The organism is Hymenobacter psychrotolerans DSM 18569 (genome assembly GCF_900142395.1).
Taxonomy (GTDB): domain Bacteria; phylum Bacteroidota; class Bacteroidia; order Cytophagales; family Hymenobacteraceae; genus Hymenobacter; species Hymenobacter psychrotolerans.
Window position 1 is genome coordinate 45488 of the sequence record NZ_FRAS01000007.1, and the last position, 24515, is coordinate 70002.

The following is a 24515-nucleotide window of genomic DNA, read 5'->3' on the forward strand; positions in this document are numbered from 1 at the left end:
ACAGGCAATAGGCTAATTAAGCCAGATCTGCGCCACGTTTTCAAAGCGGTGCCGGGCGAAGGCACCGTAGGGGCGTTCGGCATAGAAGCCCAGTACATGCACCTGAGGCTGGCCGGTGCGGGCATTGCGGCACAGCTGAATCGGGTACACGCGGCCGGCTTCAGGCCAGTCGCCTACGTGGTCGGAGGGGCGGCGCGAGGCGTCAATGCAGCGAGCGTACTGCTGCACGGGAGGCGGAACGGGAAGCTTGACTTTCGACATATCCAAAGATAAGCATATTTCCTGTTTTCCAAAAATATTAGTCTTGCAATTTGCACGGCAAAATCCTGCAGTACGGCTGCTTTAATCAGATTTTAATACGTAGGCAATGCGGCTGCTCGTTCAGCCTGTGCCAAGGCAAAACACCTGCTCAGGAAAACATTTGCTAATTATTTTAGTAAATAGCGGTGCCGGACGTTTCATCCCCGGCGCTTCCTGCCATGAGTACCGCCATTCTGTATCGTATTCCGGCGCAGCAGCTGTCGCCCGCCGTGCTGCCGCTATACGCCTGCCCCGTGCCCGCCGGATTTCCGTCGCCGGCCGATGACCAGCAGGACCCGCCGCTGGACCTGACTCAGCACCTGTTCCGCAATCCGGCTTCCACTTTTCTGGCCCGCATTGCAGGCGACTCCATGACCGGTGCCGGTATTCATCCCGGCGACCTGATTGCGGTAGACCGCGCCTTGACTGCCTGCGACGGCAGCATTGTGGTGGCGGTGATAGACGGCGAGCATACCGTGAAGCGGCTCCGGCTGCAGCGGGGCCGCGCCTGGCTGGAAGCCGAAAACGAGCGATATGCGCCCCTGGAGCTTCTGGCTAGCGCCCACTTGTAAATATGGGGCGTTGTGACCCACGTAATACATGCTCTGGAAGGCCGGCCGGCCGCTACTCCGCTGCTGCAGTGGCACCGCAAGCAAGCATAGCCAGTGGGACTGAAGATGGGCGAGCCGTACCACCTGGTGCGGCCTACGCTGGAGCAACACGAGGTAGCGGTGTTTTCCTCTAATTACGGCCTCTACGGCGACATGAGTCGCCGGGTAATGCAGGTGCTCAGCGGGTTTTCGCCGCAGGTCGAAGTGTACTCCATCGACGAAGCATTTCTGCACCTGCCGGGCCTGCGCTACACCGCGCCCGACCTGCGAGACTACGCGCTGCTGATTCGAGACACTGTGCAGCGCCACGTCGGCATCCCGACCTGCGTGGGTGTGGCGCCTACCAAAACGATGGCGAAGCTGGCCAACCGCCTGGCCCGCCGGCAGCCGATTGGGGAGCGGGCTGTGGTGCTGACCACTCCGGCAGAATGCGCAGTGGCTCTCTCGCAGACTGCGGTGCAGGACGTGTGGGGCATTGGACGGCGCTATGCGGCCAAGCTGCGGGAATCTGGCATCATGACGGCCGCTGACTTAGCCGCGCAGCCGGAAGGCTGGATTCGGCGGCAGCCGGGGGCATAACCGGTGTACGACTCTGGCACGAGTTGCACGGCCGCCCTTGCCTGGATTTCGACCCGCAGGCGCTGGACGAAGACGGGCACCTGCTGCCCGCTGACAGGCGCAGCCGCCGAAGTATAGTGTGCACCCGCTCGTTCGGGCAGCCGCAGCATGAGCTTGAGGTGTTGCAGGAAGCCATTGCCGCCTTCACCTGCCGGGCCGCCGAAAAGATGCGCCAGCAGCATCTGGCAGCGCACCTCATTACCGTGATACTGGGTACGAACCGGTTTAAGGCCCGCTCCGGCCCGGCTACGGCCAGCACCACGCTTACCCTGCCGGTGGCAACCACTGATACTGGTGAACTGCTGACTGCGGCCCGGAATGCCCTGCAGCGGCTCTGGCGCCCCGGCACTTCCTATACCCGCACCGGAGTGCTGCTTTGTGGGTTAGAGGCGGCCGATAATATCCAGGCAAGCTTGTTTGCGCAGGCACCTGAGCAGCGGAACAGAACCCAGCTTATGACCACAATAGACGCGCTGAATCGCCGGTTTGGCCGAGGGCGGGTGAGCTACGCAGCGGCCGGCGTGAACTCAGCAACGGCAGTATGGAAAGGGCGCAGCGCCATGCGGTCCGGCTTGTATACAACAAGCTGGGAAGAGCTTTGGCAAATATAGCAGGTGCCGAATGTGCGTGTTTCGCAAGGCACCGAGGCTGTGCTTCGGGTATGTAATGGCTACTGCGGCTGCACCAGCAACCGCCGCACCACCGTTCCGGCCGCACCCTGCACGCGCACCAGATACAGGCCGGCCGCCAGCCCGCTCACGTCTAATGAAGTGCCCGGGCCTGTAACGACAATCTGCTGAACCACTTGCCCCAGCGAATTCAGGAGCTGCAGCCGTTGGGCTCCGAGCCTGGCAGGAACTTCTACCCGGACCTGTCCGGATGCGGGGTTTGGGTACAGGTGCCAGTCGCCGGCTGCCAGGGGTGAGCGAGTTGGTAATACCTGATTGTAGTGTGTCTGGGCGGCATCAGCGGCAGCTTGGAGCTGCGCCAGAGTGGGAGCCGCCAGTACCGCAAACGCCACCACGGCTGAATCGGTGGGGGCGAGGTGGGGCAGGGCCGCGCCGAGCACATGCGCGATGTCGGTGCCGTTGGGCAGGCCGGTAGTGCTCTGGCGGGTGCCGCTGCTGAGGGTCAGGTATTTTTCGCTCCGGCTGAAACCGTTGGACAGCTGCACGGGGCTGCCGGCCGGGGCATTCACGTTGATGGCATAGCTGGTAGCCGTGCCACCGGCCAGCCACTTCAGTCCCACGTAAGTAGTTGGGCTGCCGGCATCGTAGGCATAGCTGAGGCGGCGCACCGAGTCCCAGTCCACTACGTTGCGGCTATATTCGGGCACCACATCCCAATCCATAAACAGGCCGGCGTAGAGCGGCTTCAGTGTGTCCGGCGTGGCGTTTTTGAGCTGATACTCCAGAATCACATAGTCGCGGTGCGGGGCCTGCGCCCAGGCAAAGCCTCGCTGCCGCACCTGCACGCCCACGGTGCGGCCACGCGTGGCACTCGGCAAGGAATCCTGCAGCAGGCCGCTGGCTTCCTGGTCGGCGCGCAGCGGCTGGCGGCGCATTGCCGTTTGGCTCAGGCTGAGAAAGTCGGCGTCGGCGGCGTTCCGGTCGTTGCGCAGGCGGCTGGAGACGCGGGTAGCTCCGGTGGCCAGCAGCAGCCCGCCCTCATACAACAGCGGCGCGCCGCCCCGGTAGCTGACACTTTCGCCCAGGTCGGAGCCCAGCCTATCGTAGCCGATGCTGCCGCGGCTCGTGAGCGTGAGGGCCAGGTCGCCGGCATTCAGCACCACATAGTCAGGATTCAGCAGAACGGTAGCGTACTGGTCTTCCTCGTAGCCGGTAGCAGCATCCGAGAAATGATAGCGCAGCACGGCCCGCGTATTCAGCGGCACACTGCCAGCTACCGCCATCCGGAACGGGGCCGCCGAGTTGGACGTGCGAGCCAGCGTGGCCAGCGCCCCCGCCGCAAACGAGCCCTGCCGCACCGTGAGGTACGGCGACAACGACGTGACGGTAAGCGTCAGGTTCTGGACCGGCAGCAGCAGATTCTCTACTTCTACGGCCAGCCGGATGGTATCGGCGGGCTGGTAGGCGCCTTTGGCCGGGGCGAAGGTGCGCTGCGTGATGCGGGCCGCCCGCTGGTTGTTAGCCAGCACGGCGCGGTACACGTTCAGGCGGCCCGTGCCAAGCTTGCCCTGATAGACCGCGTTGCCGGGCAGCTGGTCTATATTGTCGGTGGTGCGGCGCAGCTGGGCGCGCACCTGGGCGGCATTCAGCTGCGGAAAGCGCGCCCGGATCAGCCCCGCGGCCCCGGCTACCAGTGGTGCCGAAAAGGACGAGCCCGTGGCCCGGATATAGTCCGAGTCGTTGTCGCCCCAGATGGTCAGCACTCCGTCGCCGGGCGCTACCAGGTCGAGGCGGCTGCTGAAGGTGGCAAAGCCTGATTTTACGTCGGTGGCGCTGCTGGAGCCCACCGACAGCACATGGTCGTAGGAGGCGGGGTAGAAGTCCAGCTCGGCGTTGGTGTTGCCGGCCGAAGCTACCACCACGGCGTCGCGGTTCACGGCGGCGTAGGTAATGGCATCCTGCTCGAACTGTGACCGTCCTCCCGCCGCGCCCCAGCTCAGGTTGATAACCTGGCAGCCGTGGTCGGCGGCGTACACCACGGCCTCGAAACCGGCAAAGCTGCCGCTGGGCGTGCTGGGATATATTTTCAGGGGCAGAAATCGGCAGTTGAAGCCCACGCCCGCCAGGCCCCGGGCATTGTCGGGGCGGGCCGAGGAGCAGCCGCTGGTGTGCACCCCATGCCGGGGCTGCTGGTAGGAGTCGGAAGAAGGGTTGTTGTCGTCGTCGGCGAAGTCCCAGCCGCGAAAGTTGTCCACGAACCCGTCGTTGTCGTTGTCGATGCCGTCGGGCGGGTCTTGGCGGTTGCGCTGCCACTGCCCCTCAATGTCCTCGTGCGAGAGCCGGAAACCGGTATCCGTGATGCCGATGACTATCGTGGTGTCGCCTTTGGCCAGGTCCCAGGCCTGGTACGCCCGAATATTTTTCAGGTGAAGCTGGCCGTTGGCGTTGGTGGAGTCGGCGAGCGGGTCGTTGGGCAGGTAGAGCGGCGCGCGGTTGTAAAGCGGCTCCACGTAGGCCAGCAGGCCGGTTTGCTGCAGGGCCAGCCGGGCTTTCGGCAGCACAGCCGAGTTGTCGAACCACACCTGATACACCAGGCGCAGGTCTACGGCTTCCGGCTTTTTGGGGTCGGGCGGCAGGGCCCTCGGGAACTTCTGGCGCAGGCGCGTGGCCCCCAGGCGGCGCAGCGTGGCTTCGAGCCGGGGCACTGCCACTTTGGTGAGGCTGGCCTGGGCCAGGTATTCGGGCCGCAGCTTGAACACCAGCGTACCGGGCTGGGTAGTGGCCTCGGCAGTTTCCGACAGCAGCGGGCCGTAGGTAGCCTGCGCGTAACCCGGCGAAGTGGTACCCAGGGCCATTAGGGAGCCCAGTAAAGCAGTGAGAGACAGTGCGCGTAGCCGTAGGAGCATAGGAATAAGCGAAAAGGCAGATCAGATTCTGGATAAACGAATTGCCGCAGCGGTTGGATGCCGCAAAATCAGGGCAAACGCAGCAAGCCTGAATCCGTAAATTTAGCCACTTCGCCCGCTGTTCCGGCTACGCCGGCCCGCGGTTTTCGACCAACTCCCCGAAACCCTCCCCTAAATTCCCGCTGCCACTTTCCTTATGACCGAAGCTACCCGCAAGCACCAGCCCGCCATCGACGCGGCCATTCAGGCCCTGCACGGCCGCACATTCTTTGCCGCTTTCCCCGAAAATCCTTCCCCCGAAATCTATGGGGCCGACGCCGATGCCAACGGCCGCGCTGCCTTCGAGGCCCGCCGCCACCAGCGCTACACCGAGCTGCGGCAGGGCGAGCCCGCGGGCTGGGTAGGGCAGGAGGAGTCGCCGTACGAGCAGGAGCCGCTGGGCATTGAGTACCCGTATTACGAGCCCGCCACGCTGGTGCGCCACGCTGAAGCGGCCTTCGGGCCGTGGCGCAAGCTGAAGCCGGCGCAGCGGGCAGCGCTTCTGACAGAAAGCCTGGAAGGCATCCGGCAGCGGTTTTTCGAAATTGCCTACGCCACCATGCACACCACTGGTCAGTCGTTTATGATGTCGTTTCAGGCCAGCGGGCCGCACGCCGCCGACCGGGCGCTGGAGGCCATTGCGGCCGGCTACGAAGAGCAGACCCGCTTCCCGGAGGAAACCCGCTGGGAAAAACCCATGGGCAAATACAACCTCACGCTGCACAAAACCTGGCGCGCCGTGCCCAAGGGCGTGGGGCTGGTCATCGGCTGCTCCACGTTCCCGACCTGGAACTCGGTGCCGGGCATGTACGCCTCGCTCGTGACCGGCAACCCGGTGCTCGTGAAGCCGCACCCGAAAGCCGTATTGCCCATTGCCATTGTGGTAGCCGAAGTACAGAAAGTGCTGGCCGACTACGGCCTCGACCCGCGTATCTGCCAGCTGGCCGTGGACGCCGCCGACCACCTCATCGGGAAGGACCTGGCCGAAAACCCGGCCGTGAAGCTCATCGACTACACCGGCGGCGCGCAGTTTGGCGAGTACCTGGAAGGGCTGAAGGGCAAGACGGTCTTCACCGAAAAAACCGGCGTCAACAGCGTCATCCTGGACTCCTGCGACGACCTGGATAAGGTGGCGCAGAATCTGGCTTTCTCCGTGAGCTTATACTCGGGGCAGATGTGCACGGCGCCGCAGAACTTTTTTATTCCGGCCGGTGGCATGCGGGTTGGGGAGGAGCAGGTGCCCTACGAGGAAGTGGTGCAGAAGCTGGCCGCCGCCGTTACGGGGCTGGCCCAGAACCCCAAAGCCGGGCCGCACGTGCTGGGCGCCATTCAGAACCGGGATACGCACGAGCGGGTGCAGAAACTGGCCCTCGACGGGGGGCGCAGCGTGCTGGCTCACGGCTCCGTAGAACACCCCACATTCAAGAATGCGCGCACCTGCTCGCCCTGCATTCATGAAATCGGGGCCGACCGGATAGAGCAGTATAGTCAGGAGCTGTTTGGGCCCATTATGCTGGTTATCAAGACGCAGGATACGCAGGAAAGTATCCGGCTGGCGGCGCAGCTGGCCCGCGAGTACGGTGCCATTTCGTGCGGCGCCTACACCACCGACAGCGCCGTGAAGGAGCAGATAATGGACGAAATGAGCCTGGCCGGCACGCCTGTCAGCTTCAACCTGACCGGCAATATCTACGTGAACCAGGCCGCCGGCTTCTCCGACTTCCACGTGACGGGCGGCAACCCGGCCGGCAATGCCAGCTTCACCAACCCCGAATTCGTGATTAAACGCTTCACCTGGGTGGGTTTCCGGGAGCCGGCAGAATAGCACTACAGGTTCAGCCACGAAAAAGGGCTGCCGGAACTATTCCGGCAGCCCTTTTTCGTGGCTGGTAGGCTACCAGCCCACTTTGCTGTACTTGTATTTCTTGGGTGCTTTCACCGTTTCGTATTTGGTGGGGCTGCGCGGCGAAAGGTCGATGCCCAGGTCGATGGGGTTGCGCTCCTTGTAGTAGCGGGCCTTGTTGTTCTTGCGTTTTTCCGGCTTGACTTTCACGGTGCCGTAGCCGCGGGGGTTGGCATTTTGCGCTACCCGGTCCTGAGCGCAGGAACCGAGGCTGACAAGGGCGGCGAGGGCAAGTATGGATAGCAGATTTCTCATGGCTGCGGGGTGGTAAAGGTGAGGTAATACTCTGTGTACTACCCTCGCATGAAAAAAGATACACTGCCTCTATATTATCCTATAGGCTCATCAGCTCCCGGAACCGTACCGACTGCTGCCGCGAAACTTCCACCTCAGGCCCGCCCCGCAGCCGGATTTTAAGCGTATTGCTGAACCACGGCTCAATGCTCTCTATCCATTTCAGGTTGATAATCTGCTGGCGGTTTGCCCGGAAAAATACCTTGGGGTCGAGGCGCTGCTCCAGGTGCTGCAGGGTGCGCGGAATAAGCGGGCGGTGCTGCTCGAAGTAAATCCGGGTGTAGCTGCCGTTGATTTCAAACAGCCGGATATCCGAAAGCCGCACAAACCAGCACCGCTCGCCATCCTTCACAAACACCTGGTCGTGCTCGGTGAGCAGGGTGGGGGCCGGTTCATCGGGGACGGGCGAAACAGGCACGGCGGCGGTTTCGGCCAGCGCCGGGGCCAGGAGCTTGGCGCGGGCTTTTTCCAGGGCGGCGGCCAGGCGGGTTTCCTGCACCGGCTTGAGCAGGTAGTCCAGCGCATTTACCTCAAAAGCACGCAGCGCATATTCGTCGTAGGCGGTGGTGAAGATGACGTGCGGCGCGGCTTCCAGCGACGCCAGCAGCTCAAACCCGGTTTCGCCGGGCATATGAATATCGAGCAGCAGCAGGTCGGGGCGCAGCTCCTGCAGGCGGGTGCGGGCCTCGGCGGCGTGGCGGGCCTCGCCCACCACCGTCACATCGGGGAAGGCCTGCAACAGGTGGCGCAGCTCAGTACGGGCCAGGCGGGAATCATCAACAAGCAGAACGTTCACGGAAAAAGCAGTGTGAGTGAGGAAACAGGATGCCGGCTACGCGGCGGCCGAAGCAGCCCGCACCGGCAGGCGCAGCTGGGCCACCACCGTGTCGGATTCGGCGGGGTCGTTGTCGATGTGCAGGTGGGCTTCGGGCCCGAACAGCAGGGCCAGCCGCTCGCGGGCGTTGCGCACGCCTACGCCTTCGTGGTTTGGCCGGGGCTGGTAGCGGCCGGTGTTGCGCACCGCCACGTGCAGCTGGCCTGCTCCGTCGAGCTGGGCCGTGAGGCGGATGAAGCCACCTTCGGGCCGGGGGGCGAGGCCGTGCTTGATGGCGTTTTCCACGAGCAGCTGCAGCGTCATGGGCGGAATAAGCACGGGCAGCGCAGCCGGGTCCACATCAATGGAATAGTCCAGCCGCTCCTCCAGCTGCAGGGCTTCCAGCTGCAGGTAGTGCTCCACTATTTCCAGCTCCCGCCCCAGCGGCACCTGCTCAGCGGAGTTCAGCTGAATGGAATAGCGCAGCAAATCCGACAAATGCGTCATCATGTCGCGGGCGCGGGCCGGGTTTTCCGTCACCAGCGCCCGGATGTTGTTGAGGCCGTTGAAGAGGAAGTGCGGATTGATCTGGGCTTTGATGGTGCGCATTTCGGCTTCGCGTACGGCAGCGGCCAGCTTCCACTGATCCACTTCGGCCTGCTTGTAGCGGTGGAAAAAGTGCCAGCCGAAATAGAAGCCGGCCCACAGCCACAGCACAAAATTGACGTTGAGCGAATAGCCGATAAACTGTCCCCAGCCGTATGGCTTGCCATCGGGGCTGGGACGCACCACCCAAATCAGCAGAGCCCAGATAATCACCTGGCTCAGCACCGCCAGCAGCGCATTCGTGACCAGCAGACGGCCAACAAGCGGTACTGGCGCCAGCCGTTCCCAGCCGTTGGCCCGGATGTGGTAGCGCAATAAGTGCGTCAGGAACACCAAGGGCACTACGATGGCCGTCACAATCAGCAGCAGCTCTTCCGAAAACCGCCCGAAGCCGGAAAACAGCGCCACATTAAAGCAAAAGTACAGCGACCAGCCTATCAGCTGTGCGCGCCAGTAGAAGCGGCTGGGAGCGGGCACGGAGGCGTAGGAAAACATAGGCAGGCCGGTTGCGGCGGTTGTAGAACCCATCATGCAGGCCCGGCGCCGGTAGTGCCGGCCGGGCCCGAATGACAACGAGAGCAAGATAAGCGGGCAGTTGCCGAATTACTTCTTCGCCGCGTAATGCTGCTGCAGAAAGCCATCCGTCTGCTGGAAAAACCAGGCCGTGTCGTCGTACATGAGGAAGTGGCGGCCGGCCTCCGACATTTCGATGCGGTGCTGGGGCAGCTTGGCGTACTGCTGCTCGAAAATGGCGCGGGTGCTTTCCTTGGTGGAGCCAAACTGTTTGTAGGCCGCCCAGGCGCCCAGCACCAGCACCGGCTGCTGCACGCGGGCAATGTCCTGGCGCAGGTCCGTCGTGAACATATCATACATGGCCTGCGCTACGGCGGCGGGACTGGAAGCCACGCTCCAACGAGCCAGCTGCGTCATGCGGGCCGTGTCCGTGACCATGCCGGTGCTCATCTGGCGAGCCTGGGCCATTGTCATCTTGCCACCCGCTACTTGCTGGCGCATGCCTTCGGCCATGGGCCGGGCACCTTCCACGGTTTGGGCCGGGTTCTGCACGGCGGCCATAAACGGCAGCGAGTCCACGATAACCAGCGGGCCAACGGCCTCGGGTTGGGTGGAGCTCAGCCACAGGCCCATAAAGCCGCCCAGGCTGTGGCCTACCACTACGGGCTTATTCAGTTTCTGCGTTTTGATGTAGGTCAGCAGCTGGTCGCGCACGTTCTGCAGCAGCTTGTCGGTAGAAGCAGGAGCCGCATTGCCGCCGAACCCGGCCAGGCTGATGATGTGGCACTGGTACTGCTTCTGGTAGCGGGCCACCGTTTCGTCCCACACTTCGCCGGGGCAGGTCAGGCCCGGAATCAGCAGCATGGGCTTGCCCTTGCCCACTACCCGCACCGTGAAGTTGGGGTGCGCGGCCGGATTGTCGGCAGCGGCGCGGGCGGAGGCGGTGGTGGCAGCCAGCACCGGCGAAACGGTGGCAGCGGACGCAGCTGAGAGCAGCAAAGCGGCGCAGAAGGGGCGGAGGGTAGCAGTCAGGTTCATGGCGGAAAGGAAAGCTAGGGGTTGTTGGATGATTCAAACCTAGCCGCTGCCTTGCCCACCTGAAACTACTTTTCCGCGAACGGTAAATCGGGCAGCCGAATGGCGCAAAACCTCGCCCGACCAGCGGCCCCGCACTTCGCCGGAAAACAGAAAGGCACTCCCGCAGAAGTGCCTTTCCGTAGCCTGAAGCGGGAGCTTCGGCGCTTAGATGATGTTGCGCAAATCTTCGCGCAGATTCTCGATGCCGCGCCAGATTTCGTCCCAGGTGCTGCGCTCCGAGTCGTTGGCGGCCGTAGCGGTGTTGTTTTCGCGGGCCAGGCCCAGGCGCTCCTGCAGCTTGTGGCGCTTGGCTTCCAGGCTGGCAATGTGCTCGTGGTAGGTGTGCGTGGCCCCGGCCGTGGTGGCGTGGGCACGGTTTTGCAGCGTCCGGATTTTGCTGTCCAGCTCATCCAGCGCCTGGCGGAGCGAGGCGTCGGAGAGGTTCTGGGGCGGGCGCACGTTCTCAGGCGACGGGAGGTTCGACATAGTGGTAGAGTAGGGTGAGCGAAGTATGCCCTATAAGATACAGCTTTCGGCCACTAAAGGATACGCTTTGCGGCCCAACAGAAGCACAACGCAAGCATAACGCTGGCGTTACAGCCGGGCTTGGCGCAGCCGGTAGTTTTGCCGGGCCACCCGATACGTCTCTGCCGCCATGCTTCGCCTGTTGTTTCTGCTTATAGTGCTGGTTGTTGTGCTTGCGAGCCGCCCGGTAGCCGCCCAGCCCGGCAGTGCCGCCCTGCTCACGCCTGGCCCCGATACCAGCACCAGCCCGCCCGCCGCTACGCCGGCCGTGTACACCATAGCCGAGGAAATGCCCGCTTTTCCGGGCGGCGCGGCGGCTTTCCAGCGCTTCCTGCACGACAAAATCCGCTACCCCACCGAAGCGCTGCGCAAGGGCGTAGCCGGCAAAGTCTACGTCAGCTTCATCATCGACGAAGAAGGTCGTATCCGCGACGCCGCTATCCTGCGCGGCCTGGGTGCCGGCCTCGACGAAGAAGCCCTGCGCCTCGTGCGCATCATGCCCTGGTGGACGCCCGGCCGCGTGCAGGGCCAGCCCGTGCGCGTCGCCTACACGCTGCCCATCCAGTTTCGGGCGCTGAATTAAGCCCCAATACCAACCAGTAAGCTACCCCAGCAAAAACCCGTTTCGATTCTTAACTCATAATTGAAACAGGCACACCCAGCTCCCGGGCCAGCGGCGCAGCTGCCGATGCGTATAGTAGCGCCAGCAACTCATTGAGGCTGGTTTCCAGCTCCACCAAATAGTCAGGATGCAGTTTAGCAACCTGCTTGAGCACGTCGGCGGTGCGGCGGGCCAGGTGCTGCAGCAGCGGCTGCGTGGGGCCGTGCAGGCGCGCTACGGCCTCGGGCTGGTGCCGGAAAATGTTGGTGAGCAGGCGCAGGGTCAGCTCGATTTCGCCCTGCGTGTCGCCCGTGATTTTGGCGTGGTACGCAAGCCGCGCCTGCAGCTGCCGCACAATATGGAGCAGGTCGTTGGGCGTCTGGTGGTAGCCGCGTACCGGGTCGTCTACCTGCGTTTGCAGGCGCTGGCGCCGGATTTCCAGCGCCTCGTCGCCTTCCAGCAGCCGAAACGCCAGCTGCTCCGTCAGCACGGCGTCCTGCGCCACGAGGCGCGCCAGAAGCTGGTCTTTTTCTCTCTCAGGCAGGGCAAACAGGGCTTTGCGAAGGTCGGGCGGAAGGGCGGGCATAGCGCGAAGATAGCAGGGCAGGAGCCAGGCAAAACTGAGGAACAAGGACGCAACAGCGTCGCGCCTTGGCTCTAAACCTACGCAGTAACGGCCGCCGCCGACTACCTTGCGTCTTTCTGCCCTACGCCATGACCAAGAAAATCGAGCCCTGGAAAACGCTGAAATCGGAGCTGGTGTTTGAGCATCCGTGGTACAAGCTGCGCCGCGACCATGTGCAGCTGCCCAGCAGCCAGCAGCTCAACGACTACTTCGTGAGCGTGCGGCCCCACGTGGTTCTGGTGTTCCCACTCACGGGCGACAACCACGTCATTTTCGTGCGCCAGTACAAGCACGCCGCCGGTCAGATTCTGCTGGAGCTGCCCGGCGGTGTGGTAGACGAAGGCGAAACATCGGTGCTGGAAGCCGCCCGCCGCGAGCTGCTGGAAGAAACCGGCTACGCCTCCGACGCCGTGGAGCCGCTGCTGGAAGTCTTCGACAACCCCACCAAAGACACCAACTCCCTCTCGTTCTTTCTGGCCCGCGACGTGCGCCGGATAGCCGAGCAGGACCTCGACGAAACCGAAAACATCGAAGTGGTGCCCTTGCCGCTGTCCGAAGTAGAAGGCATGGTGCTGCGCGGCGAAATCCGGGTTTCCGGCTCCGTGGCGCTGTGCCTGTTGGCCCTGCGGCGGCTACAGGTGGAGTAATGGGTTGGTGGAGTGGTGGGTTGGTGAATGATGGAATATCCGTCATCCTGAGCAGCGCGAAGGACCTTATCACGAAAGGCCGTCATTCCGAGCTTGTCGAGGAATCTCGCTAGTGTAGTAACTGACTTGGTAACGTCAGCACGCGAGGTTCCTCGGCTGCGGCTCCGCCTTTGCCCGGAATGACGGGTTGATGGTGTTCTGAGGCCAGCTCCACTCGCTCACCCCACCGTATCCGATTCGGGCAGCACCAGCCCGGCCAGCGCGGCGCGGTTTTTCTCCTCGTCAAACGCGTTTTCGCTCTTGGCAATGACCACCGTGGCCACCGCGTTACCGATAATGTTGGTGATGGCGCGGGCCTCCGACATAAACCGGTCCACGCCCAGCAGCAGCGCCATGCCTTCAATGGGAATGACTTTGGTAGCGGCCAGCGTGGAAGCCAGCACCACGAAGCCCGAGCCCGTCACGCCGGCAGCGCCTTTGCTGGTGAGCATCAGAATGCCAATAATAGTGAGCTGCTGGGCCAGCGTGAGCGGTACGTTGAAGGCCTGCGCCAGAAAAATACTGGCCATCGACAGATAAATCGTGGTGCCATCGAGGTTGAAGGAGTAGCCCGTGGGCACCACCAGCCCTACCACCGGCCGCGCGCAGCCGTAGGCTTCCAGCTTGTCCATCAGGCGCGGCAGCGCCGATTCCGACGACGACGTGCCCAGCACAATCAGCAGCTCTTCCTTGATGAAGCCCAGCAGCCGCCACAAACTGAACTTGTAGTAGCGCGCAATGCCGCCCAGCACCCCGAAAATGAACAGCAGCATGGTCAGGTACACCGTGCCCATGAGCTTGGCCAGCGGCAGCAGCGTGTCGAGGCCATAGGTGCCGATGGTGTAGACCATACCGCCAAACGCCCCGATGGGTGCCAGCTTCATCACCATGCCCAGCACCCCGAAAAACACGTGGCTCAGCCGCTCAAACGTGGCAATCAGCGGGGCACTCACCTTTGGGCCCACCTTCGTCAGGGCCAGCCCGAACAGCACCGCCACCAGCAGCACCTGCAGCACGTCGCCTTCGGCAAACGCCCCCACGAAGCTCTCCGGCACGATATGCGTGAAGAAACGCACCCAATCCATGTGGGCGGCCTGGTCGGCGTATTTTTGAGTTTCCCCGGCTTTGGCCGCCACGCCGCTCGTATCGATGCCCGCGCCGGGCTTGGTGAGGTTGGCCGCCGCCACGCCAATTACCAGCGCCAGCGTCGTCACGATTTCGAAGTACAGCAGCGCCTTGCCGCCCACGCGCCCCACCTTTTTCAGGTCGCCGATACTACCGATGCCCAGCACCACCGTCAGGAAAATGACGGGCCCAATGAGCATCTTAATAAGGTTGATAAACACCTTGCCCAGCGGCTCCAGCGCCTTGCCCACCCCGGGAAAAAACGTGCCCACCAGCACCCCCAGCACAATGGCCGTCAGCACCTGGAAGGTCAGATTACGCGAAAGTTTTTTCATGCCGCAGCAAGATAGGGGAGAAGGACAGTAGACAATTATAGCCTGCACTGTCCATACCCGTCATCCTGAGCGAAGCGAAGGACCTTACCACGTCAGAACGACTCCGCTCAACGTGGTAAGGTCCTTCGCTTCGCTCAGGATGACAGCCAAAAATGAGGAATCAGGCGAATTAGCCTCGCTTTTTCTCCTTCTTCACCGCCTTACCGCCACCCGTATACGCCACCCGGTAAATGACCCCATTATCATCGTCCGATACCAGCAGCGAGCCATCTGGTGCCTGCACGATGGCACAGGGCCGCCCAAACTCCGACTTGTCGTTTTCCACCAGCCAGCCCGTCACGAAGTCCTCGAATTGCTGCGGCTGGCCCTGCTCGTTGAAGCGCACCCGCACAATCTTGTACCCCGAAGGCTGCGCCCGATTCCAGGAGCCGTGCATGGTCACGAAGGCCGTGTTCTGGTACTCAGCGGGCAGCTGCTTGCTACGGTTGAACACCAGCCCCAGCGGCGCCGAATGCGCCTTATACAGCAACAGCGGCCGCACCGCCTTGGCATCAAACTGCTCGTAAGATTCGCCGCTCTTGGGCTTGTTGGCCGGGTAGGGTTTGCCGTCAGCAATGATGGATGGCCAGCCGTAGTGGCCGCCCTGCTTCAGCTGGTTCAACTCCTCCTGCTGGTCCTCATCCCCGAGCCAGTCAATGCCGTGGTCCATCCCGAACAGCGCCTTAGTAGTCGGGTGCCAGTCGAAGCCGATGGTGTTGCGCAGGCCCGTGGCATACACCGTGCGGCCCGAGCCATCGGTATTCACCTGCAGCAGCGTGGCGTTTTCGGGGTTGTCTTCGTCGCAGGCATTGCAGGTGCTGCCCACCGAGAGGTACAGCTTGCCATCGGGCCCGAACTGCAGCGTGCGGTTGGCGTGCTGGCCGGCGTCGGGCAGGTCTTTGTAGAGTAGTTTCGGCTCGCTGAGGCTGCCATCGGCCTGCACGTCGGCCACGTACAACTCGCGCACCGCCGCCATGTACAGCTTGCCATCCTTCAGCGCCAGGCCGTGCAGATGCGGCTTCTGGGCCACCTGCTTCGTCAGCTCCACCTTGCCATCCTTGTTGGCATCGCGCAGCAAAATCACGGTGCCTTTCACGCGGTTCGATACGTACAGGTCGCCGTTGGGAGCCAGCGCCAGCATACGCGGCATGTCCAGCCCCTCGGCGTAGGCACTCACCGTGAAGCCGGCCGGTGCTTTCAGGCTGGCAATCCGCTCGGGCGTAGCGGGCAGTTTCTTGGGCAGGTAGATGTTGCCCTGCATCTGAAACGGCGTGGCTTCCGGCGGTACATTCTGAGCAGTGGCCGAGAAGCCAGCCAGCAGCGCAGTGGCAAGCAGGAGAGAAGTAGTGTTGGTCATAAAAGTCGAACGAAGTATCGGTTCCGTTCAACTCGTATTGCCGAGTTCAGGTTATGGCCCAGCTTTCACCCCATGCGCCACCGCCGCCCCAGCCGCACGGCGGAAACCACCCCAATCAGCAATAGCAGCAGCGTGGAGTTGCGCCAGTCAGGCTGGAAAAACTCATTTAGTGAGCGAGGAGCGGTGGGTTCTGGTAGTTGCGTTAGGATTAAGTCACTACTGCCACAAAATTGACTGGTATCAGGCTTCGTTGTAAACGCGTACAGTGTTGTCGGTTGGTGTTGAATATCAAGCCACCATGTAGTAATGCTATTCTTATTCAACAAATCAATTGCTGCAACCAGACTCGTATAAGTCGCACCAGAATCAAATGATATTTTGAGTCCTGATCGGTAAGTTGAATCCGCGCGTAACCGTTCTGCATACAGGTTGCTTTGCTGATAACCGGCATAATCAACTAGTGGGTTTCCGGAAAACCCAGTTGATTGCCACTGTCAAAACTGTGCCAGTTGCAGCTCTGAAGAATAAACAGGAGGAAAGAACTGCCAGTACTCGGATGTATGAAGTGGACGCATCGTCACCTGCATAATCACTTGCGGCTTCTCCATCCCCCGCATCTGCGGCAGCGCCACGCACCCCAGCCACAGCAGCCACGCCAGCGCCAGCAACCCCGGCGGAAACAGCAGCGGCCGACGGCGGCGGGGCAGGTGGAGCGGTAGCAGCATAGCAGGGAGCGGAATAGAGTTGCTCTAAAATAGCACTAATTTCCGCTGCCTCGCCACGCTTATCCGCTGCCTCGCCACGCTTATCCGCTGCCTCGCCACAGGTTTCCGCGCCCTCGCCACCGCTTTCCGCTGCACCGCCCCGATGGTTCGCGGCCCCGCCACGCTTGTTAGCGGCCCCGCCTCACTTGTCCGCTGCCCGGCCGCGCCTCTCCGAAGTCCGGTGTTAGTTGTTCGCGGCCCCGCCTCACCACCGCAAGGGGTGTCTGCCTCGCTTCTTTGCCCGCCGCCCCAACCCTGATGCCGCTTTTCAGGTTAGCCACATCGACACTTATAATTACCCGATGCTCCTCCGCTACGCCGCGCCGCTCCTGCTGCTGCCCGCTTCTCTCTGCGCCCAAACCATCCCCGCGCCCGATACTACCCGTACCGTGGCCCTGCCCGAAGCCACCGTCACCGGCTACGGCCAGCAGCTGCCCCTGCGCCGCACCGCCGCCGCCGTGGGCGTGGTAGACGCCGCCACCTTCGAGCGGTTTCCCCAAAACGCCCTTACCCAGGCCGTCAACACCCTTCCCGGCGTGCGCCTCGAAGAGCGCGCCACCGCCAGCTACCGCCTCAGCGTGCGCGGCAGCACGCTCCGCTCGCCCTTCGGCGTGCGCAACGTCAAAGTCTACTACGAAGGCATCCCCTTCACCGAAGCCAGCGGCAGCACCCCCCTCAACCTCCTCGACCCCGCTCAGCTCGGCGCCCTCGAAGTCGTGAAAGGTCCGGCCGCCAGCGTCTACGGGGCCGGCACGGGCGGCGCGGTACTGCTGCGCAACCGCCGACCCGTAGCCGGTCAGGCGCGGGCCCAGGTCGGGTTTTCGGCCGGCAGCTATGGCCTCCGCCGCTACACCGTAGCCGCCGAAACGGGCAGCGCTACCGGCTACTTCCGCGCCCAGTACGCCCGCCAGACCCTCGACGGCTACCGCCAGAACAGCGCCCTCCGCCGCGACGTGCTAACCCTCGATGGCGAGCTGCAGGCTTCCGAAAAAGGCACCATCAGCCTCCACGCCCTCTATTCCGACCTCGACTATCAGCTACCCGGCAGCCTCACCCGCGCCCAGTTCGGGCAGGACCCGCGCCAGGCCCGCCCCGGCACGGCCACTGCCGCCGGCACCGTGGCCCAGCGCGCCGCCTACGCCTCGCGCACCGTGCTGCTGGGCGGCACCTACGAGCACCGCTTCTCCGACCGACTCAGCAGCCGCACCACGCTCTATGGCACCGCCAGCGCCATCAAAACTCCGTTTCTGATTGATTTCGAGCGCAACACCCAGCTCGGCACCGGCGGCCGCACCACGCTCAACTACCGCACCGCGCTGGCCGGCCGCACGCTGCGCCTGCAGGGTGGGGGCGAGCTGCAAACCAGCTTCGAAAACTCGCGCAACTACCAGAACCGCGCCGGCCAGCCCGGCCCCCTGCGCTACGACGACGAAATCCGCACCCTCACCGGCTTTGCCTTCGCCCAGGCCGACTACGAGCTGCCGGCCGGCTTTCTGCTCACGGCCGGCGCCAGCTACAACCGCCTGCGCTACCGCATCAACCGCCTCACCGAAGCCGTAACGGCCCCCTTCGAGGCCTACCAGGTCACGCGTGATTTCCGGCCGCAGGTGTCGCCGCGGCTGGCGCTGCTCAAGGAAATAACCCCGCTGATTTCCGTGTACGGCAGCGTGAGCAGCGGTTTCTCGCCGCCCACCGAAGAGGAAATCCGACCCTCCGATGGTTCCCTGAACACGGCGTTGCAGGCCGAGCGCGGCACCAGCTATGAGGTGGGCGCCCGCGGCACCCTCCTCAACCAGCGCCTCACCTTCGATGTAGCCGCCTACGATTTCCGCCTGCGCCAGACCATCGTCACGCGCACCGACGACCAGGGCACGCAGCTGTTCGCCAACTCCGGCAACACCCGCCAGCGCGGCCTGGAAGCGGCCCTCAGCGGCTGGCTGTGGCGCATGGCCAGCCTTGAAAACGTGGAAGTCCCGACCCCGGCCGGCCCTGCGTACGAGATGCGAAACGTGCCCGGCAACGTGGGCCTGCGGGCCTTCGCCAGCTACACCTACAACCACTACCGTTTCGGGCGCTACGAAAGCAACGGCACCAACTACAGTGGCAACCGCCTCACCGGCACCGCGCCCCACACCCTCACCGCCGGCCTCGATTTCAGCGAAGCGCACGGTTTCTACCTGAGTCCTACCGTCAACCACCAGGCCCGCATCTTCGTGAATGATGCCAACACCGAGGCCGCCCCCGGCTACTGGACGTTTGGAGCGCGCGGCGGCTGGCGCAAGGCCCTGAAAAACAAGCTGGAACTCGACCTCTACGCCGGCGCCGAAAACCTCACCGACCGCCGCTACAGCCTCGGCAACGACCTGAATGCCTTCGGAAACCGCTACTTCCAGCCCGCTCCCGGCCGCAACTACTACGGCGGCGTGCAGGCCGGCTGGCGCTGGTAAACGATGCTGCGCGGGTAGGCGCCGCTAGCACAACACAGCCTCGCAGGCACCGGATTCCCCGTTATCTTCGCTGCTGCTTTTTTACGCGTGCTTCAACCTGCTTCCCCGATGTCTGCGCCAAGCATCAGCCCAACCCGCTGCCATTCCCTCGCGTCGTTGCAGCCGGCCCACTATCCGGCTGTGGCGGCCATTTACGCCGAAGGCATGGCCACCGGCTACGCCACCCTGACCACCGAAGTACCGACCTGGGATGCCTGGAATACGGCCCATCTGGCGCACAGCCGCCTTGTGGCGCTGGACGCGGCCGGTACCGTGCTGGGCTGGGCCGCCCTCACGCCGGTTTCCGGCCGGTGTGTGTATAGCGGCGTGGCCGAGGTAAGTGTATACATAGCTGCGGCTGCCCGTGGGCAGGGCGTGGGGCTACGGCTGCTGCAGGAGTTGGTGGCCGACTCAGAAAAGCACGGCATCTGGACGCTGCAGGCCGGCATCATCCGGGAAAATGTGGGCAGCCTGGCCCTCCATCATCGGGCCGGCTTCCGCACGGTAGGCATCCGCGAAAAGCTGGGCCAGCTGCACGGCCAGTGGCGCGACGTGTATCTGCTGGAACGCCGCAGCACCGTAACGGGCCTCTAGCGGCCTCTATTCGCTGGCAGGCAGCAAAAGCACGGGCAACTCGCTGTGCAGAATCACCTGCGTCGATACGCTGCGGTTGAACAGCAGCCCCAGAAAACTGCGCCGCCGCGCTACCACTACCACCAGGTCGGCCTGGGTTTCGGTGGCTGCCTGCAAAATGCCCCGGGAGGGTGTCCGGTGGCGTATGCCGCAGGTATTGATGTGGGGCAAATCGGTGCCCAGGCCGCTGTGCAGCACGCTGGCCCGCGCCAGAGTGGCGTCGTCGCTGTCTTCGGGTTCCGCCACGTAGGTCACCGTAAGTTCCGGATGCAGCCGCTGGAGCAGCTTCTGCACCGAAACAACAACCGGCTCCGACAGGCGAAACGGCTGCCCATCGGCGGCCAGCGTGATACGGGCCGGCGGCGACGGCGCTTCCGTCCCGACGGGCACCACCAGCAGCGGTACCTGCGTAGCGCGCAGCAGCTGCAGTGACGTGCTGGCTACCAACTCGTCGGGAATCTCCTCGGTTTCAGGCTTGCCCAGGATAATCAGGGCTGAGCGGTGCCGCGCTATAGCCGACTTCACGCCGGCGGCTATGCCTTCCCCGGTGCTTTCCACCGTGATGGGCACCTGTACGGTAGCGGCCCGCTCAGCCAATGCGGCGGCCACCTCGTCCTCGCTCATATGCCGGATTTTGCCCGTAAACGTGTCGGGGTCCAGCAGAGACTCGCGGCGGATGTGCAGCAGCACGATGCTGGCTTGCATAGGGGCGGCCAGCGCGGCCGCATATTCCAAGGCACGGTCGGCGTCGGGGGTGAAGTCGGTCAGAACGAGGAAGTGGGCGGGCATAGGCAGTACAAAATAGAGGCGGAATATATCATTATCCGAAGCTTGCCGCCGCAAGGTTGCAAACCCACGGCTACCAGCCGCCGCCAGGGCCTTTCCGCGCAGCATATTTGCTTTAGCCTGAGGATGACTTTCCGGGCTCTTCCGACAAGTCTGCACCGGGGTAGGCCAAGGCATAAAAAAAGCCCTCCACAAAATGCAGAGGGCTTTTCGGGCCGTTAAGCTGACGTAAGCCTAGCGGTTGTTGTCGTCGATGGGGTTGTTGAAATCGGGGTAGAGCTGCTCGTCCGGCAGCGGCGACTCCGGGTCGGGGCCAGTCGTGACGCTGCCGGTCGGGATGCCTACCGTTTCGTCTTCCAGCCGCGCCGAGGTGTCGAGCGTGCCTTCTTCGTCGCGCTTGTAGCCGTACACTTCTTCCCGGTGCTTGCGCTGCTCTTCGGTCAGGTTGGCGCCGGCGCCCGGGTTTAGGGCGTCTGCCGGGTTTTGGTTGGCAGGATCTTGGTTCTTGGAAGCCATGGGAGCTATAAAATCGGTGAGAAAAATGCCGGCGCGCTACTTGCCGGGAATGCCGCGGCCGTTGTCGGGGCGCAAGGAGCTGAACTCGTCGGGGTTGTCGTTGCTGCCGTCGTTGCTGGCTTTGCGGCCGCTGTCATCGGCGGGAGCCGTGGTAGGGTTAGCCGGTTCTTCGGTTTCCCAGTTGCGGGTGCCGCTGCCGTAGCGTGGGTCGTCTTTGGCCCAGCCGGCCCGCTGCTCATCGTATTCGGCGTTTTCCACGTTCTGTACCGTGCCCGGTGCCAGGTTCTGCGGCACGCTGCCGCGCTGGTCGGGCTCGGTGTAGGAAGGAGCGGCCGTACCGCCGGGGTTGTTGCCGGCCGGCCTCGACTCTATTCTGGGAGCTGCGGCTTCCGGTGCGTGGCCAAAGTCGCCGTATTGGGGCGTAGAGGTAGCGCCGGGCATGCCGGCTGCCTGCGGAGCCGTGCCGGCCCGCTGCGTGCCGTCCTGAATGTTTTCCGGTGCCTGGTTTTGCTCAAATTCGTTGTCGGCGCGGCTTGGGTTGTCTCGGTCGGGATGGTTGGTTTGCATCGTCGTAGAAGGGTTGAGGTGGGAAGAGAGGCTGAACGGAGAGAGCCGTAAGCTGTCGGGAGGTCATACGCAGGGCACCCCGCCCATGGATACACGGGCATCAAAAAAATCCGGGTTCCGTACCTAACCAATCGGCTGCCCTGAGTTGCGGCGGCCTTGTTTCATCTTACATCACTCCATGGCCATCACCGTTCAGCATCAGCCCGAAAACCAGGAATTCACTACTACGCTCGAGGGCCACACCGGCGAGCTGGCCTACAGCCTGCCGGCCGAGGGTGTCATCGACTTCACGCATACTTTCGTGGATAAGGAGCTGCGCGGCAAGGGCGTGGCGGAGGCACTGGCCCGCAAGGCGCTGGACTACGCCCGCCAGCAGAAGCTGCAGGTGCAAACCAGCTGCGAGTACATGCAGGGATTCGTGCAGCAGCACCCCGAGTATCAGGATCTGCAGCAGAAGCAGTAGTGCCTTGTGCCGCGTATGCGCACCACACGGTCAGCCGGAATAGCCGCGCAGCGGCGGCTGGCCGCAAGCCTGAAGTGCAGACAGCCTAGCAGCCCAAGACGCCCAAAAACGAAAAAGCCGTGGCTCCCGGTCGGGGGCCACGGCTTTTTTACGTCTGCCGTCTTTGGTGAGCAGCAGCGGGCGGTTACAGCTTCACGGCTACGCGGCTGGTGTAGCGCACGCCGTTTACTACTACGCGCACCGAGTAGAGGCCGGCCGGCAGCTGCTGCACGTCGAGCTTGGCAGCATCGGCGCCGCTGAGCGTGCGCTCCTGGCGGAGCACCTGCTGGCCGAGGGCGTTGTAGAGCTGAATGTCGGCATCAAAGCGGCCCCGCAGGCCCGGTACCTGCACCTGCACGGTTGTGGCAGCCGGGTTCGGGAATACGGAAATACCGGTGTTGAGCGGTGCGTTTTTCACCGTCGAGTTCACCACGCAGGCCGAGCTGGCGTGGCTGCCTACGTTGGTGTATACGTCGGTGCCCAGTGCCTCCCAGGTGGCAGCACCCACGGCCCAGTTTGTCTCACCACGGGCCACCGTAGACTTGCGGACCAGCGTGTTGTCGGTGGTAGAGCCGCCGCCGGGAATAGTCCAGGTGGTGCCGGGGTCTACCCCGATTACGCCGATAACGTCGAGCGTGTCGGTGCCGTCAATCAGGGCAATGGCGTCGTCGCCGTTGAAGAAGCCAACAGATGACTGCAGGTCGGCCTGCGCCAGAACCAGGGGAGATACTACGCCCGTATTGGCTATCACGTACACGTCGCCGGGGTCAATGGTGCCGGTCAGGGCCTGAGTAGAAGTAGGCGTGGCAGAGCCATTGGCATACAGCTCAATCCGCACACCGGTCAGGTTGATAGGGGCAGAAGTCGGGTTGAAAATCTCCAGCGCTTTGGTGTTGCTGGCGGCTCCTTCCACGTACTCCGAGAAGTACAGGTCGGTGCAGGGCGAGCCGGCCGGAGCCTGGTCGTCGTTGAGGATGGTGAGCGTGTGGGCGGCCGGCGCAATGACCAGTACCGAGGCATTGGTAGGCGTGCCCAGGCGCAGGCGCACCGTTTCGTTGGGCTCAGGCGTCAGGTCGCCGTTTACGGTCATCGTAACAGCCTGCGAGGTCTGGCCGGCAGCGAAAGTAAGGGTGCTGGTGTTCAGCACGTAGTCGGTGGCATCGGCGGTAGAGCCCGCAGCGTCTACGGTCACAGGAACCGAGAAGCCGCCGGCCGGTACGCTGGCCGCCGTTACGTTTACGGTGTAGGTGCTCGTGCCGCTGTTGCCTTCCGTGATGGTGCCGGTAGCTGCCGCAAAGCGGACAGAAGGAGGCGTGCCGTCGTCGTTGGTGATGGTCAGTTCCAGCGAAGCCGGGCCGCCAATGGCGCCGTCGTTGCTGCCCGGGCCTACGTTCTGCAGGCTCAGGACTACCGTTTCATCGGCTTCAGGCGTCGTATCGCCGTTCACGGTCACCGTTACGGTTTGCGTGGTCTGGCCGGCCGCGAAAGTCAGCGTCTGGGGCGAGGTGAACGTGAAGTCGGTGCCGTTGGTAGCCGTGGAGGTGGCGGCGTCCAGTGCTACCTGTACCGTGAGGGTAGCGGTAGGAGCGGGCGTTACGCTAATGGTAGCCGTGTAGGTAGTGGAGCCGGTGTTGCCTTCCACGATGCTGGCCGTGGCCGTAGCGAAGGAGAAGGTAGGCACCACCTGGAAGCCCCAGGCGCGGGCCACGAGGTCAGGGTAAGCAATGTAGGGGTTGAAGTTGCCCTGGCTTTTGGCCGTACGGCGGTTCCGCTCCCGCTCCCGGGCGTCTACCGGGTCGGCGAGGTGCCACTGATACAGCGTGTTGATGTCGGCCAGGGCAGCAATGGTGCCTTTGCCCGGATCAAACGTCTGATTCTGGTGCATGGTGTAGAAGTAGAACGCCGCGCGGGCCAGGTTGCCCTTGTGGTCTTCGCGGGGCTCAAAGAAGGCGCTGTTGTCTTCGCTGTACTCGTCGATGTTGGACGTCGGGATGGTGCTTTGGCCCACCGTGCCGCGCATCCAGAGGTTGGTCTGCGAATCCGGAATTTCAGCAAACGGGTCGGAGCCGCGGTTGGAGTTCCAGGTGTCGTAGGTCGGGAAGAGGTGGTGGATGTCGGAGCGCATCCGCACCGCTTCGTTGAACCACGACTGCGGAATGCTGTGCTCACAGTTGATGCGGTTCACGACGCCCGTGCCGGTGGCCGACGAGTCGAGGCGCACGGTTTCCTGGTAGCCGGAGTATACGCACGTCACGCGGCCCTGGAAGTTGTCGATGTAGTTGTACATCTTGCCGCGGGCCGTGTTGTAGCTCAGCTCCACGCGCTTGCCATCGTACCAGTTCTGGCGCAGCCAGTCTTTCAGAGGCTGGCCCTGCAGGGTAGTAGGCGGGGCTGCGGGCATCACCTGCGCCGAAGCGGCCAGGCTGCCTGCCGTCAGTACTGCTGCCAGTATCCGAGCGAAAAAGTGTTTCATTCTAAAAAAAGAAGATTGAGGGGAAAACGCCGGCAAAGGTCGGGATTTTGTCCAGAATCAGCGAGTTGCCAAATCGTTAAATTATGGCGTAGGGCCGGAAAGTGGCCGCCACGCCAGCTGTATAAGATACACAAAAACAGCCGCCCTTTCGCAAAGGCGGCTGTCTGAAAAGCAGGGGTACGCCG

Annotated in this window: 24 protein-coding genes; 9 read left to right on the forward strand and 15 right to left on the reverse strand. The window is 63.2% G+C overall.

The features are described 5' to 3' along the window. Positions 1 to 12: 12 nt before the first annotated feature. Positions 13 to 261, reverse strand: coding sequence for a hypothetical protein (locus tag BUE15_RS08360; RefSeq protein WP_073283129.1), 249 nt, complete (start codon positions 259 to 261; stop codon positions 13 to 15). 218 nt (positions 262 to 479) lie between these two features. Here BUE15_RS08360 and BUE15_RS08365 point away from each other — a divergent pair, with 218 nt between their 5' ends. The 3 genes from BUE15_RS08365 to BUE15_RS08375 all read left to right on the forward strand — a co-directional run bounded on the left by BUE15_RS08365 (position 480) and on the right by BUE15_RS08375 (position 2140). After that, on the forward strand, positions 480 to 872 hold the full coding sequence (locus tag BUE15_RS08365; protein WP_073283132.1) for a LexA family protein: 393 nt from the start codon (positions 480 to 482) through the stop codon (positions 870 to 872). Between the two features lie 93 nt (positions 873 to 965). Then, entirely contained in the window at positions 966 to 1490 is a 525-nt protein-coding gene (locus BUE15_RS08370; protein ID WP_073283134.1) for a Y-family DNA polymerase, read from the forward strand. A 23-nt stretch (positions 1491 to 1513) separates the two neighbouring features. Continuing rightward, positions 1514 to 2140: a DinB/UmuC family translesion DNA polymerase gene (locus tag BUE15_RS08375; RefSeq protein WP_073283137.1), complete on the forward strand. Its 627-nt coding sequence runs from the start codon at positions 1514 to 1516 to the stop codon at positions 2138 to 2140. A gap of 59 nt (positions 2141 to 2199) precedes the next feature. Here BUE15_RS08375 and BUE15_RS08380 read toward each other — a convergent pair whose 3' ends face one another. Next, positions 2200 to 5013: a S8 family peptidase gene (locus tag BUE15_RS08380; protein WP_073283140.1), complete on the reverse strand. Its 2814-nt coding sequence runs from the start codon at positions 5011 to 5013 to the stop codon at positions 2200 to 2202. 247 nt (positions 5014 to 5260) lie between these two features. Between BUE15_RS08380 and paaN the strand changes: the two genes are divergently transcribed. After that, positions 5261 to 6928: a phenylacetic acid degradation protein PaaN gene (paaN, locus tag BUE15_RS08385; protein ID WP_073283144.1), complete on the forward strand. Its 1668-nt coding sequence runs from the start codon at positions 5261 to 5263 to the stop codon at positions 6926 to 6928. A 69-nt stretch (positions 6929 to 6997) separates the two neighbouring features. Here the strand turns inward: paaN and BUE15_RS08390 are convergent, their stop codons facing one another. From BUE15_RS08390 to BUE15_RS08410, 5 genes are all read right to left on the reverse strand, one after another. After that, the gene (locus BUE15_RS08390; protein ID WP_073283147.1) at positions 6998 to 7261 is read right to left on the reverse strand and encodes a hypothetical protein; all 264 of its coding nucleotides are present in this window, start codon (positions 7259 to 7261) and stop codon (positions 6998 to 7000) included. Between the two features lie 79 nt (positions 7262 to 7340). Then, the gene (locus BUE15_RS08395) at positions 7341 to 8096 is read right to left on the reverse strand and encodes a LytR/AlgR family response regulator transcription factor (RefSeq protein ID WP_073283150.1); all 756 of its coding nucleotides are present in this window, start codon (positions 8094 to 8096) and stop codon (positions 7341 to 7343) included. Between the two features lie 36 nt (positions 8097 to 8132). Next, a complete protein-coding gene (locus tag BUE15_RS08400) occupies positions 8133 to 9215 on the reverse strand; it encodes a sensor histidine kinase (RefSeq protein WP_073283153.1) in 1083 nt (360 codons plus the stop codon). 108 nt (positions 9216 to 9323) lie between these two features. Continuing rightward, the gene (locus BUE15_RS08405) at positions 9324 to 10271 is read right to left on the reverse strand and encodes an alpha/beta fold hydrolase (RefSeq protein ID WP_084548917.1); all 948 of its coding nucleotides are present in this window, start codon (positions 10269 to 10271) and stop codon (positions 9324 to 9326) included. 204 nt (positions 10272 to 10475) lie between these two features. Next, complete coding sequence (locus BUE15_RS08410) at positions 10476 to 10796, reverse strand: sll1863 family stress response protein (protein WP_073283155.1); 321 nt, start codon at positions 10794 to 10796, stop codon at positions 10476 to 10478. Between the two features lie 169 nt (positions 10797 to 10965). On the opposite strand from BUE15_RS08410, the gene BUE15_RS08415 reads away from it, so the two are divergent. Further along, positions 10966 to 11418, forward strand: a complete 453-nt coding sequence (locus tag BUE15_RS08415) for an energy transducer TonB (protein ID WP_073283158.1) — start codon at positions 10966 to 10968, stop codon at positions 11416 to 11418. Positions 11419 to 11467: 49 nt separating this feature from the next. On the opposite strand, the gene BUE15_RS08420 is transcribed toward BUE15_RS08415, so the two are convergent. Then, positions 11468 to 12022 carry a hypothetical protein gene (locus tag BUE15_RS08420; RefSeq protein WP_073283161.1) on the reverse strand — a complete coding sequence of 185 codons (555 nt, stop codon included), beginning with the start codon at positions 12020 to 12022 and terminating at the stop codon, positions 11468 to 11470. Between the two features lie 128 nt (positions 12023 to 12150). Between BUE15_RS08420 and BUE15_RS08425 the strand changes: the two genes are divergently transcribed. Further along, positions 12151 to 12708, forward strand: coding sequence for an NUDIX hydrolase (locus BUE15_RS08425; protein ID WP_073283164.1), 558 nt, complete (start codon positions 12151 to 12153; stop codon positions 12706 to 12708). 218 nt (positions 12709 to 12926) lie between these two features. On the opposite strand, the gene dctA is transcribed toward BUE15_RS08425, so the two are convergent. From dctA to BUE15_RS08440, 3 genes are all read right to left on the reverse strand, one after another. Then, positions 12927 to 14207 carry a C4-dicarboxylate transporter DctA gene (dctA, locus tag BUE15_RS08430; protein WP_073283166.1) on the reverse strand — a complete coding sequence of 427 codons (1281 nt, stop codon included), beginning with the start codon at positions 14205 to 14207 and terminating at the stop codon, positions 12927 to 12929. Positions 14208 to 14376: 169 nt separating this feature from the next. Then, positions 14377 to 15603 carry a PQQ-dependent sugar dehydrogenase gene (locus BUE15_RS08435; protein WP_073283169.1) on the reverse strand — a complete coding sequence of 409 codons (1227 nt, stop codon included), beginning with the start codon at positions 15601 to 15603 and terminating at the stop codon, positions 14377 to 14379. Positions 15604 to 16097: 494 nt separating this feature from the next. Beyond that, positions 16098 to 16328, reverse strand: coding sequence for a hypothetical protein (locus BUE15_RS08440; RefSeq protein ID WP_073283171.1), 231 nt, complete (start codon positions 16326 to 16328; stop codon positions 16098 to 16100). Positions 16329 to 16669: 341 nt separating this feature from the next. On the opposite strand from BUE15_RS08440, the gene BUE15_RS08445 reads away from it, so the two are divergent. Continuing rightward, the gene (locus BUE15_RS08445) at positions 16670 to 18814 is read left to right on the forward strand and encodes a TonB-dependent receptor family protein (RefSeq protein WP_073283174.1); all 2145 of its coding nucleotides are present in this window, start codon (positions 16670 to 16672) and stop codon (positions 18812 to 18814) included. Between the two features lie 108 nt (positions 18815 to 18922). Next, entirely contained in the window at positions 18923 to 19447 is a 525-nt protein-coding gene (locus BUE15_RS08450; protein ID WP_084548918.1) for a GNAT family N-acetyltransferase, read from the forward strand. A gap of 6 nt (positions 19448 to 19453) precedes the next feature. On the opposite strand, the gene BUE15_RS08455 is transcribed toward BUE15_RS08450, so the two are convergent. From BUE15_RS08455 to BUE15_RS08465, 3 genes are all read right to left on the reverse strand, one after another. After that, positions 19454 to 20275 (reverse strand): universal stress protein, encoded by an 822-nt coding sequence (locus BUE15_RS08455; protein ID WP_170865218.1) that lies wholly within the window; start codon positions 20273 to 20275, stop codon positions 19454 to 19456. Positions 20276 to 20506: 231 nt separating this feature from the next. Continuing rightward, a complete protein-coding gene (locus tag BUE15_RS08460) occupies positions 20507 to 20788 on the reverse strand; it encodes a hypothetical protein (protein ID WP_073283182.1) in 282 nt (93 codons plus the stop codon). A gap of 36 nt (positions 20789 to 20824) precedes the next feature. Next, the gene (locus BUE15_RS08465) at positions 20825 to 21355 is read right to left on the reverse strand and encodes a hypothetical protein (RefSeq protein WP_073283185.1); all 531 of its coding nucleotides are present in this window, start codon (positions 21353 to 21355) and stop codon (positions 20825 to 20827) included. Positions 21356 to 21533: 178 nt separating this feature from the next. Between BUE15_RS08465 and BUE15_RS08470 the strand changes: the two genes are divergently transcribed. Continuing rightward, positions 21534 to 21818: a GNAT family N-acetyltransferase gene (locus BUE15_RS08470; protein WP_073283187.1), complete on the forward strand. Its 285-nt coding sequence runs from the start codon at positions 21534 to 21536 to the stop codon at positions 21816 to 21818. Positions 21819 to 22002: 184 nt separating this feature from the next. On the opposite strand, the gene BUE15_RS08475 is transcribed toward BUE15_RS08470, so the two are convergent. After that, complete coding sequence (locus tag BUE15_RS08475; protein ID WP_073283189.1) at positions 22003 to 24330, reverse strand: endonuclease; 2328 nt, start codon at positions 24328 to 24330, stop codon at positions 22003 to 22005. Between the last annotated feature and the right edge of the window lie 185 nt (positions 24331 to 24515).